The organism is Proteiniclasticum sediminis, from assembly GCF_018128025.1.
In the GTDB taxonomy this organism is placed as follows: Bacteria; Bacillota; Clostridia; order Clostridiales; family Clostridiaceae; genus Proteiniclasticum; species Proteiniclasticum sediminis.
Window position 1 is genome coordinate 175859 of the sequence record NZ_JAGSCS010000004.1, and the last position, 11269, is coordinate 187127.

At 54.0% G+C, this 11269-nt stretch carries 12 protein-coding genes; 3 read left to right on the forward strand and 9 right to left on the reverse strand.

Features of this window, described 5'->3' with window-relative positions; genetic code table 11:
• Window positions 1–4: 4 nt before the first annotated feature.
• The 4 genes from msrB to KCG48_RS05205 all read right to left on the reverse strand — a co-directional run bounded on the left by msrB (window position 5) and on the right by KCG48_RS05205 (window position 2272).
• Window positions 5–484 (reverse strand): peptide-methionine (R)-S-oxide reductase MsrB, encoded by a 480-nt coding sequence (msrB, locus tag KCG48_RS05190; RefSeq protein ID WP_331000375.1) that lies wholly within the window; start codon window positions 482–484, stop codon window positions 5–7.
• Window positions 447–809, reverse strand: coding sequence for a DUF1499 domain-containing protein (locus tag KCG48_RS05195; RefSeq protein ID WP_211800308.1), 363 nt, complete (start codon window positions 807–809; stop codon window positions 447–449). Before KCG48_RS05195 ends, msrB begins: the two co-directional genes overlap by 38 nt.
• A gap of 73 nt (window positions 810–882) precedes the next feature.
• Window positions 883–1527 carry a DNA alkylation repair protein gene (locus tag KCG48_RS05200; protein WP_211800310.1) on the reverse strand — a complete coding sequence of 215 codons (645 nt, stop codon included), beginning with the start codon at window positions 1525–1527 and terminating at the stop codon, window positions 883–885.
• 22 nt (window positions 1528–1549) lie between these two features.
• The gene (locus tag KCG48_RS05205) at window positions 1550–2272 is read right to left on the reverse strand and encodes a CPBP family intramembrane glutamic endopeptidase (protein WP_211800311.1); all 723 of its coding nucleotides are present in this window, start codon (window positions 2270–2272) and stop codon (window positions 1550–1552) included.
• 253 nt (window positions 2273–2525) lie between these two features.
• On the opposite strand from KCG48_RS05205, the gene KCG48_RS05210 reads away from it, so the two are divergent.
• Genes KCG48_RS05210 through KCG48_RS05220 form a run of 3 tightly spaced genes read left to right on the forward strand, consistent with a single transcriptional unit; the run spans window position 2526 to window position 5302 of the window.
• A complete protein-coding gene (locus KCG48_RS05210) occupies window positions 2526–3431 on the forward strand; it encodes an ABC transporter ATP-binding protein (protein WP_211800312.1) in 906 nt (301 codons plus the stop codon).
• Entirely contained in the window at window positions 3431–4645 is a 1215-nt protein-coding gene (locus KCG48_RS05215) for an ABC transporter permease (protein ID WP_211800313.1), read from the forward strand. Before KCG48_RS05210 ends, KCG48_RS05215 begins: the two co-directional genes overlap by 1 nt.
• 36 nt (window positions 4646–4681) lie before the next feature.
• Window positions 4682–5302: a DNA-3-methyladenine glycosylase family protein gene (locus tag KCG48_RS05220; RefSeq protein WP_211800314.1), complete on the forward strand. Its 621-nt coding sequence runs from the start codon at window positions 4682–4684 to the stop codon at window positions 5300–5302.
• 58 nt (window positions 5303–5360) lie between these two features.
• On the opposite strand, the gene KCG48_RS05225 is transcribed toward KCG48_RS05220, so the two are convergent.
• The 5 genes from KCG48_RS05225 to KCG48_RS14880 all read right to left on the reverse strand — a co-directional run bounded on the left by KCG48_RS05225 (window position 5361) and on the right by KCG48_RS14880 (window position 11139).
• A complete protein-coding gene (locus tag KCG48_RS05225; RefSeq protein WP_211800315.1) occupies window positions 5361–7166 on the reverse strand; it encodes an ABC transporter ATP-binding protein in 1806 nt (601 codons plus the stop codon).
• A 27-nt stretch (window positions 7167–7193) separates the two neighbouring features.
• Window positions 7194–8936: an ABC transporter ATP-binding protein gene (locus KCG48_RS05230; protein WP_211800316.1), complete on the reverse strand. Its 1743-nt coding sequence runs from the start codon at window positions 8934–8936 to the stop codon at window positions 7194–7196.
• Between the two features lie 424 nt (window positions 8937–9360).
• Window positions 9361–10074 (reverse strand): DUF2161 family putative PD-(D/E)XK-type phosphodiesterase, encoded by a 714-nt coding sequence (locus KCG48_RS05235; RefSeq protein ID WP_211800318.1) that lies wholly within the window; start codon window positions 10072–10074, stop codon window positions 9361–9363.
• Window positions 10075–10188: 114 nt separating this feature from the next.
• Window positions 10189–10776 carry a DUF937 domain-containing protein gene (locus tag KCG48_RS05240; protein WP_211800320.1) on the reverse strand — a complete coding sequence of 196 codons (588 nt, stop codon included), beginning with the start codon at window positions 10774–10776 and terminating at the stop codon, window positions 10189–10191.
• Between the two features lie 237 nt (window positions 10777–11013).
• A complete protein-coding gene (locus KCG48_RS14880; RefSeq protein WP_269142408.1) occupies window positions 11014–11139 on the reverse strand; it encodes a hypothetical protein in 126 nt (41 codons plus the stop codon).
• Window positions 11140–11269 lie beyond the last annotated feature (130 nt).

The following is an 11269-nucleotide window of genomic DNA, read 5'->3' on the forward strand; positions in this document are numbered from 1 at the left end:
GTATTCACCTCGCTGTTCCTTTCGGGTCGTATCCCGGAAAGAGATCCAAATAGTCCTCGTACCCTTCCTCCGCCATTTTTTCCACAGGAATAAAGTGGAGGGCCGCCGAGTTGATGCAGTAGCGCAGTCCCCCGGCCTCTTCCGGTCCATCGGGAAACACATGGCCCAAGTGGGCATCGGATCCACTGCTGCGGACCTCCACCCGGATCATGCCATGGGAATAGTCGTTCTTTTCCTTCACCGCCCGCTTTTCCAAAGGTTTGGTGAAGCTGGGCCAGCCACAGCCGGCATCATACTTGTCCAGACTGGAAAAAAGGGGCTCCCCTGTGTAGAGATCCACATAGATCCCCGGGGCTTCATTTTGATCATAGGCATTGCGATAGGGCATCTCCGTTCCATTGTGCCGGGTCACCTCGATCTGCAGGGGCGTCAGCTCCTTCAGGATCTCATCGCTGTCCCGGGTAATATACTCCCTTCGTTTCACGTTTCTTCACGACTCCTAACAGCTCCAAAACGAGCCGGATATTTCGGTCATTTTTCCCCCAGTCATATTTGGTTTTTTCCACGGTGGACGCCGAGACCATCTGGACCTCGACTCCTTCCTCCTGGGGCTTAAGACGAATGGTGAGCACCTCTCCATTGGAGATGATGCTTTTTTTAAAGTTCACCTTGAAGTATCCCTCCTCCGGGGAGAGATTCCGCTCCTCCATGGTGGTTTCCAGTTTCTGCCTAAAAAATGCCTCTATCTTCTTGAAAGCTTCCGTCAGAGAAACCGGAACCGTAACCGTTTTTTCCACAACCACCGACATGGTTTTCCTCCCTTACACCCCGGCCTTTGCGGCCTTTGGGGATTCTTTTATGCTCTGTCTCTATTTTACCATATCAAAGATATTTTGAGCCCTCTTTCTCCGTGAGCCGGGACACAGGGTAGCGCGAAAGAAAATCCCGGACAAACTCCGGTCTTGTTTTGGAATACTCCCGAAGAATCCAGCCCATGGCCTTATCCACGAAGAACTCCCCCGTCCCCCGGGTCTTCCCCAGGATCTCTTCCAGCAGTGCCTCGTCCAGGTTCGTTTTGTACTTCAGCTGAAAGAGAATGGCGATGCGCTTTTCCCAGATGCTGTCCGCCAGAGCCAGGGCCCTGAGCCGGTCCCGCACGGCATCTTCCCGCAGGGCCATAGGGCCCAGGACGGAAGGGGCAATGCTGTCGATGGTATCCCACCAGGGCTCCGTTAGGGCCAGGGTGAGGATGCGATCCAGGTCCTTAGAAGATAGCTCTTCCTGGAACCGCTGAAGCAGAGCGCAGGCGGCATACTTATACTCCCGCTCCCGCTGCTGATAGAGGGTTTCCGCATCCTCCAGCTTAAATCGGTAACCGCTTTGAAAAAATGCCTTTAAAATCAGCTTCATCTCGGGGGATTTGATGCCCAGATAGGGAAACTGATCCCGCATATACCGCTCCATGGCCGGAATGTTCTCCGGATGGCGCGCGTTTTTTAGGTTTTCCATGAGTTTAAGGATGGTCATGACGGATTCCTCCTTTTTCTACTCAGCCCAGAAACGGCAGGCGGATGAGCCCGAACATCTGCAGGCCGATGGTGTTGATGGCAAAATTGGCAAACATGTGGACCATGTAGGAATTGTAGAGGTTCCCTTTTCCCGCATTGAGGAGATTGAAGAAGATCCCCGAGAGGAAAAGACCAAAGATCCCCAGCCCTGTGATGAGGGGGCTGGTCCAGCCGCTGACCATGGGCAGATGGTAAAGGGCAAAGAGCGCCGCGCTGACGCTGTAGGCAAAGAGCCGGGAAGATTTATCCCCCAGCTTGAGACAGCCGAAGCCCCGAAAAAAGAACTCTTCCAGAAGGGAATTTCCAAAGGAAATGTAGAGGGCCACGGGCAGGAAGTTCTCCCGGTCCACACTCATGTTCGTCACAATGGCACTTTCAATCTGCTTCAGGTCCAGAAACCCTTGGATAAGGAGATAGAGTCCCATAAGACCCCCATAGACGAGAACACCCAAGAGTAGGGAAGAAAGAAATCCTTTCTTCCCCGCGCCCTTGCCAAAGACGCCCAGGAGATGAAAGCCCGGTGTCATCCGGCTGTAGATCAGCGGGAGGATCAGAAACAGAATCCCCTTGACCAGGGAACGCTGTCCATAGGACAGCTGGAGAAACACATCCACCAGCATCATGGCCGCAGCGCCAAAGACGAGAAGAGCAAGATGCAGACCCTTCCTTCGGGACCGGTTCAAGGGATAAAAGATATCTTTCATAATTCCTCCAAGCGCAATAATCAGTGGTCCGACGAAAACATTCGTCCATAAGGTTATTCCCTGAGAAGCCCGGAAAATCCTTCTTTTCCGGGGAATTTTCGCCGGAAGGACAGACATCCCGGAGATTCCCCAGAGAATAGACAGAAATCGCAGAAATATTTAAACAAATCCCAAGAAAGAATTTACCCCAAGCTTAATAGTTACCCCCTATCATGGGATCATCGGTAAAACAAACTATAACAAGAGGTGAACCATGGAAAACGTACTGGAAGTCTCCCATCTGTCCAAAAAGATCGGCGGACGGGACATCATCAAAAATCTCTCCTTTTCCATCAAGGCTGGTGAAATCTTCGGATTCCTCGGCCCCAACGGCGCTGGAAAAACCACCACCATCCGCATGATGGTGGATCTCATCGCCATGGACGAGGGAACCATCCAAATCCTGGGCAATGATATTACGAAGGACCGGGAGAAGACCTTAGCCGGCATCGGTGCCGTGGTGGAAAACCCGGAGCTCTACAGCTACCTCTCCGGCCTGGAGAACCTTCGCCAGATCGCCCGAATCCGAGGACTAGGCGAGGACAAAATTCAGGAAGTGGTGGCCCTGGTGGGCCTTACAGGGCGCATCAAAGACAAAATGCGCAAGTACTCCCTGGGCATGAAGCAGCGTCTTGGACTGGCTGCTGCCCTCCTTTCCGATCCTAAGCTCCTCATCCTCGATGAACCCACCAACGGACTGGATCCCAACGGCATCATCGAGTTCCGCGCCATCCTGAAGCGCATGGCCCGGGAAAAGAACATGGCCGTCTTTGTCTCCTCCCACATCCTGGGGGAAGTCCAGCAGCTCTGCGACACCGTGGCCTTCGTGGAAAACGGAGAAATCACCGCCATTGAAAGCCTGGCGGGGATCACCCGTTCCCGTCGCTATCTCCTGGAAGCTCCCGAAGCCCCGGAAACCACCCTCCTCCTGCAAAATCTTCTGGGGGAAGGCGCTGTGAAGAAGAATGCCGAAGGCTATCTATTGGATCTGGGCAGCGCTGAGCCCCACCAGGTGCTCAAGAGGATCATCCTGGCCGATGTTCCCGTGACGGGCTTTGCCCGACAGACCAAGGAACTGGAAGAACGGTATATGGAAGTCATCAAGGGAGGAATCCGCTAATGTTTTTAGGACTCATTAAAAATGAATTCATCAAGCTCTTCGCCAAGAAGAAAACCTACATCATCCTGGTCCTCTTCCTGGGCCTCTCCGTCATCATCGCCGTCATGGCGAAGAAACAGGAGGAAGACTATCTGCGCAGCATCGATCCCCAGTTCCGGGTGAGCCGTATTGAGGAAGAAATCGGCTATGCCGAAAGGAGCCTCGAGGACATTAAAACCAGCACCGACATCCCTGATGCGGAGCGGGAAGAAATCCTTGCCGACAACGAAGAATACCTGGCAAACCTGAAACAGGACCTGGAAGAAGCGAAGGCCCAGCTCGAAAACCCCAGCGCCTCCGACTGGCGGGTCAGCGCCGAGGAAGAGCTGAAAAACTACAAGGAAGCCCTGGCCAATACCAAGGACAAGGACTCCGTCAACTACTTCGAAAAGGAGATCCGCCGGCTGGAGATGCACCTGGAAAAAGATATCCCCACTACGGAATCCATGATGAATCAGGGATTCAACTACCTGAAAAGCAGCCTCATGGTCATCATGACGGGCTTTTTGGCCTTCGGCCTCATCCTTTTCAACGCCGACGTCATGAGCGGCGAGTATAACCCCGGTACCCTGAAATTTCTCCTCATTCAGCCCGTGACCCGGGTGAAGGTGCTTCTGGCCAAATACCTGGTGGCCATGATCACCTCCGTGGCCCTCATTCTGGGCGTGCAGCTCCTCTTCACCGCCGGGGTGGGAATCCTCAACGGTTTTGGCAGCCCCGACCTCCCCGTTTTCATGGGTGAACGCTATCAGGCCGTGCTCCAGGAAGGAAACCGCTATATCGTCGGCCTTCCCGGTACAGGGGCCTTCGGCACCACCACGGAGTATCTCCTGAAGAGCCTCCTTCTGGAAGCCCTCTTCATCGCCGCCATGGGGGCTTTCATCCTCCTGGTGTCCGTGGTGTCCAAGTCCACGGTGATTTCCTTCACCGTCCTCATCGGCACCCTCCTGGGCACCAACATCCTCTACACCCTCTCCGCCGGATACCGAAAAGTTTCCGCCTATCTTTTCCTCCATCAGGGAAATGCCGATGGGATCATCACCGGAACCATCATGCGGGAGACGGGAAACCTAAACTACACCTTTGGCCTCAGCGTAGCTGTACTTACCCTTTCCACCGTGGCCATGGTGGGTGCCTCCATGATGGTATTCAAGAAGCGGGATATCCTGATATAATGAAAGAAAATCACTTAAATCGGGAGGAACTGCCCCATGATGACCCTCACCTTCACCCCCGCAGAATATGCGCAGCTGAAAAAGTGCGACAAACGCATGGCCCGGATCATGGAAGAACTGGGCGAGGTTTCCCTCGCCGTGAATCCCCGGATCTTTGAAAGCCTGGTGAACAACATCGTGGGGCAGCAGATCTCCATGAAGGCCCAGGAAACCGTATGGAACCGCTTCCTGGACCGGTTCGGGGAGATCACCCCAGAAAAGATCGCTGAAGCCTCCCTGGAGGACATTCAGAAACTCGGCATCAGCATGCGAAAAGCCACCTACATCCAGAGGGCTGCGCTGAAAGTGACCCAGGGACACCTGGACCTGGACGCCCTCGCCCAGGCCAGCGATGACGAGGTGAAGCTCACCCTGGTGAGCCTGGACGGCATCGGGGAATGGACAGCGGAGATGCTCATGATCTTCACCTTTGGCCGCAAAGATATCCTCTCCTATGGTGATCTGGCCATCCGCCGGGGGGTCATGACCCTCTACGGCCATAAGGAAATCACCAAAGAACGCTTCGCCCGCTATAAAAAACGCTACTCCCCCTGTGGCACTTTAGCTTCCCTCTACCTTTGGGAACTCTCCGGGGAGCGCTATCAGATCAAAAAGTAATAATTCACACCGCAAGAAAGGGCCATCCGAAATCGGATGGCCCTTATTCTAATTGATTTTAGCTCACGCTACGCTTGGCCTGCAGAAGATCCATACCGGCTTCTTCCATGAACTGGCTGGTGTACAGCTCGTAGTAGTGCCCTTCCTGACGGAGAAGCTCTTCATGGGTGCCCTGCTCCAGGATCTCCCCGTCTTCGATGACGAGGATCCGGTCAGCGTTGCGGATGGTGGAGAGACGGTGTGCCACAATAAAGCTGGTGCGCTTATGGAGCACCACCTCAATGGCTTTCTGAATCTTGGCCTCGGACTCCGTGTCAATGGAGGACGTGGCCTCATCGAGGAAAAAGAGGCTGGGCTTGGCGATGATGGCCCGGGCAAAGGAGACCAGCTGTTTTTCTCCGGTGGAGAGCATGCCTCCGCCTTCGCCGACTTCCGTATCATAGCCCTTTTCCAGTTTCATGATGAAGTCATGGGCATGGACCACACGGGCCGCCTCCATGATTTCCTCATCCGTGGCATCGAGCTTTCCATAGCGGATATTGTCCTTGATGGTGCCGCTGAACAGATGCGGTGCCTGGAGCACATAGCCGATATTCGAATGGAGCCAGTGCTGGGTCTTCTCCCGGTAGTCTTCCCCGTCGATGAGGATTCTTCCCCCCGTGGGTTCATAGAACCGGCAGGCCAGATTGACGATGGTGCTTTTGCCGGAACCCGTCTCGCCCACCAGGGCGATGGTTTCCCCGGCTTTCACGTCCAGGTTGAAGTCTTTGAGGATGTACTCCCCTTCCTTGTACCAGAAGTCCACATGTTCAAAGGTCACGCGGCCCTCAATGGGCTTGTCCTCATGGGGACTTTTTTCCACCAGGTCCACGATCTCCTCCTTCTCCTGAAGAAGGCCCATGACCCGCTCTGCTGCCGCCTGGGCGCTGATCATTTCCGTATAGATTCGGGCCAGTTCCATGATGGGATCAAAGAACTGCCGGGCATAGGTAATGAAGAGCACCAGGGTACCGTAGGTAATGGCGCCGTCCATGAGGAAGTTGCTTCCAAAGTACAGGGTGAGCACCGTGCCCACGGCGGAGATGAAGAGCGTCAGGGGCAGATAGCCTGCGGACAGGGTGGCTGCCCGGACAGACACTTTCTTCATGTCCTGGGTCACGTCTTTGAACTCCCCGATGTTGAGGCTTTCCCGGACCAGGGTCTTGGTGGTCTTGGCGCCCACGATGCCGTCATTGAAGAGGCCCGTGATCTTGGAGTTGATTTTTCGCACATTCCGGTAGGACACCAGCATTTTCTTTTCGAAGAATACGCTGATCACCGCCAGGAAAGGCAGGGTGAGAAGGGTAACTAAAGCCAGTTTCCAGTTCACGATGAGCATGACCACAGAAACCCCCAGCATCATGGTAAGACCCCAAACCAGGTCCACCACACCCCAGGCCACGGTTTCCGAAATTTTAGCCGCATCGGAGGTGGTTCGAGCGATCATCCAGCCCACGGCATTCTTGTCGTAGTAGCTGAAGGAAAGCTTCTGGAGCTTCTCAAAACTGTCCTTGCGCATTTTGTAGAGCATGTTCATCTCGATTTTTCCGGCATGCCGGATGAAGAGGAACACCACCGTGGCCAGGAGCACCGACAGGGCGGTGTAGAGCACCCCCACCACGGGGAGGCCGTTGAGGTCCTTGGCTTTGACGTAATTGTCGATGGCAAACTTTGAGATCAGGGGAAAGACCACATCCAGGGCTGCCAGACTCACCATGAATCCGCACAGGATCAGGAAGTCCTTCTTAAAGTCCTTGAGGTAGTGGATCATTTCCTTCCAGATCTGTTTATCCACCTTGAGTTTCATTTCTTTCTTTTCTTCCATTCTATCCTCCTGTCCACGCGGTCTTTTCTAGACCACCATCTGCTGCAGATCCCAGATCCGCTTGTAGAGGCCTTCCTCTCGGATGAGCTCCTCATGGGTTCCTTTCTGCACGATCTTGCCCTCGTCCAGGACCAGAATGAGATCCGCCTGGGAAAGGGTGTTGATGCGATGGCTGATGATCAGCGTGGTGATGTCTTTACTTCGTTTTTTCAGGGCCTGGCGGATTCGGGTGTCCGTCTCCATATCCACGGCGCTGAGGGAATCATCAAAGATCAGGATGCGTTTGTCCTCATCGATGATGGTTCGGGAAATGGCGATGCGCTGTTTCTGTCCGCCGGACAGGGAAACGCCCTTTTCGCCGATGATGGTGTCATAGCCGTCCTTGAAGGTGAGGATGTTGCTGTGGATGGAGGCAGCCTGCGCTGCAGCCACGATCTGGGCCTCCTCATAGTCGGACTTGGTGATGGCAATATTCTGTTTCACCGTCTTGGCATAAAGATGAGGTTCCTGGAGCACCAGCCCGATCTTCTTGCGGATGTGGGAGCGTTTGATGGTGGAAAGCTCCACCCCATCCAGCGTGATGCTTCCTTCATAGGGATACAGGCGCTGGAGAAGATGCACTAAAGTAGACTTGCCCGCACCGGTGGAACCCAGGATCCCCAGGGTCTTTCCGGCGGGAAGTTCAAAGCTGATGTTGTCCAGAGCCTTTTGATTCCCGTCGTAGGAGAAGCTGACGTTCTTAAAGACCAGATGTCCGGCAATGTCCGGCGTCACTTCCTCCGGCAGGTCCTCTTCCACGGTTTCAGAAAGTATTTCTTCAATACGCTTCACGGCCACTGTGGTCTTGCCAAACTCGCTGAGGAGTCGGCCCGACTGCTTCACGGGCCAGAGCAGCATGTTGATGTAGGTGATAAAGGCGGCCAGGATCCCCAGGGTGATTTCCCCAGAGATGACCATCCGGGCGCCCACCACCAGCACGATCCCGCTCTGCAGGAGGGTGAGGAAGTCGGAGGATGCCCAGAACCAGGCCAGAATCTCAATGAGCTTGTAGGTAATGCCCTGATGGTTTCGGTTCACCTCTTCAAATTTTCCGATTTCGTGGTCCTCCCGGCCGAAGGCTCGGACCACCCGCACGCCGGAGAGGTTCTCCTGGAGCACCGTGGTGAGCTTCCCTTCCGCCTCATCGGACTTCTCAAAGGTTTTCTGAACCTTGGTGAAGAAGATGTAGGAGAAGAAGAAGAGCACAGGGATCATGAGTACGGAGAAGAGCGTGAGCTTCACGTTCATGGAGAGCATAATCCCCACGGTGAGGAGAATCATGAAGATGATTCTGCCTAAGTCCACGATCTGCACGCCCAGGAACCGGCGCAGGGTCTCCACATCGGAGGTGCACCGCTGAATCATGTCTCCGGTTTCCTTGCGGGTGTGCCGCTCAAAAGTCATATACTGAATTTGCGTGTAGAGCTTGTCCCGGGTTTCCTGGGCAATGTTCTCTGCCGCATAGCTGGACAGGTACCCCTTCAGGAACATGAAGAGTCCCCGGAAAAGGCTGATGAGAATCACCAGCAGCACCACACCGCTGAGGTTTTTGCCGTAGGTGTCCAGGAGAAACTGGAGCCTCCCCGCCGGTTCGTTTCCGATGACGGAGTCAATGGCGAAGGTAATGAGGAGCGGGACCGCCAGCTGCATCACCGTGGCGATGACGATGGCGAGAATGGCCAGGGAAAAGGCAAGTCCATATCCCTTGATGTAAGTTACGAGTCGTTTCATGTGATCACTGACCTTTCCTTAAAAACTAAGAGTCAAAAAAAACGCAGCCCATGACTTGTGCCGGCGAAAAAGCCTCGCCGGCATACCTCAGTGGTACTGCGTGAATAATTCTTCATACAACAAAACCACAGGCTTGACCTGTGGTTTAGAAAATTCCTTATGCTTTTCTCAAAGCGAAACGGAGGTTTCCTTCCCCAGGTCACAAACAATATGCTTAAAAATGGACGCACTTCTAGCGTCAACGGAAATAAGGGCGCTGGCTGATGCCATAAACTTTCTGCTGTTCCAGATCATGTTCGTAACCTCCTTTCGTTTTGTGATACAACTTCTTGTAATCCTTTTTCATAATAGCCTATAGTGAATGTTCTGACAACCCCTAAACGGAAAAAATCTTGCAAACTTTCTGCAAAATGAAAGGATGCTGTCAGGACTCCACAGATTCTTTATCCATTTTCCCCTCATATTCCTGGGTGAAGTGGGCGATGAGGGCAGTATACTCCGCCTCCGGGCGAACCTTGGGGTTCAGGGCGTACTTTCCATGGCCAACTTTCGCAAACCACTGGTAGTGATTGTCCCGAAGGAGGGTGGGCTTGATTCCCCGCACTTTCAGATCCTTGGGTGCCACCGTGTCCACAAGCTGAAGCAGGGCTACCGTACGTAAGGCATCCTCCCGGTATGCGGTGAGAAGCTTTTTCCCCCGGGAACCCCCCTGGTTACCATCGAAGCTTCTTCGGGAGACCTCTTTGAGGATGCGCGCCTTTTCTTTCACCTTGGCCCGGCGACCGGCATTCAGGTCGTAGAAGCTGGGAAGAAGCACTTCCAACACCGTCTCCTTCTCCACATCCACATAAAGAAGCCCCAGTTCCAGCCGGCGAAGGAGATACAGGAGATTGCCCATGGCCCGGTCCCGGACCACCCGTTTGGGCTTGGGAACCGCCAGATACACCAGGTCGCAGGTCTTTTGACGGAGTGCCCCCTGGGTGACCAGCTCCAGGGTCAGTCCCCGTTTCAGTTCAATGCCCACCAGAAGATCCTCCTTCTGGGCCACCGCATCGATGTCACGGACCTCTGCCCGGACTAAAAATCCCTGGGCCTCAAAATACGCCTTCACGGCGGGATAAAGATCGCTTTCCTTCATGGCTGTCCCTCCCTTGTCACTTCTTCTATTATAACGAAAGTTCTCCCGCTCTTCCATCAGCCGCGAAAAGCCCCGTAAAAAAAGCGGCAGTTTCCTGCCGCTAAGGGTTATCGCTTATTTCTTGCCGAAGAGTCCGCCGAAAAGATCGCCGAGATTATCCATGATGCTGCCGTCTCCATCGGAGTCCAGAATCTTCGTAGCCATGTCCATGAGTCCTCCGCCGCTGCCGCCCTTCAGGAGTCCGCCTAGGGAAGCGCTGAGATCAGGGAGTCCGTCCACACCGACATTTTCCGCTTTCTTCTTGTTGCCCAGCATCCCCATGAGAATGGGGGCCAGCATGGAAAGAAGTCCCGAAACCTGTCCGGTACCGAGGCCGGAACTGGCGGAGATTTTCTGCTCTACGGTTCCCTTCTTGTCCCCAAGAATATGACCCAGCATTTTGCTGCTGTCCTCGGGATTGAGCTTGTTCAGGAAACCCTCGAGATCGCTGACATCATCGTCCTGATGATCGTCCAGGGCCTTGGCTAAGGAGATCTTCTTCTCTGGTGAACTGGCGTTGCGGGTCAGAGCCTCAATGATGGTGGGCAGCCCCAGTCCAGCGGCCTGTTTCACCGCCTCGGGCTTGGCATCCACCATGCTGCTGAGTTTGCCCAGAAGCTGGTCATTGTTTAAAAGCTGACTTAAGAGTTGAGATTGATCCATGACATCATCCTCCTCAAATGTGTGATTACCATCAACGCAGATAAAATACACCACCGGGGATTCTCCTCTTGGGTCATCCGGATTCTTCCCCGGACTTCTTTTTTCCATTATACCACGCTCTTGGCATCGTTCCCAGAAAAAGGCTGACGCCCTTGGGATCCCTGGATCAGCGCCTTCAGTCTTCTCCCCCCGGATGCCCGAAAGAAGGTTCTCGGGGAAGAACGCTGCCCGCACTTTCTATTTGCCCGGAGGATATTCCAAGGTGCCATCGGCATGCCGGGCAAAGCGCTCCTGTTCCATGGGATAATAGACCTCGGTCTCCGGGAAGGGCCAGCCGCCAAACTCCCGACTTTGACACTTCAAAAATTGAGAAACAGCTGGAACCCTTGAAAATAGGGACTTCCAGCTGTTCTTTCTTGTTTTGAGCATGTTGTACACACACTATTTCCCATACGAGCGGAGTACTTCCAACGGGACATATTGACGAGTCCAA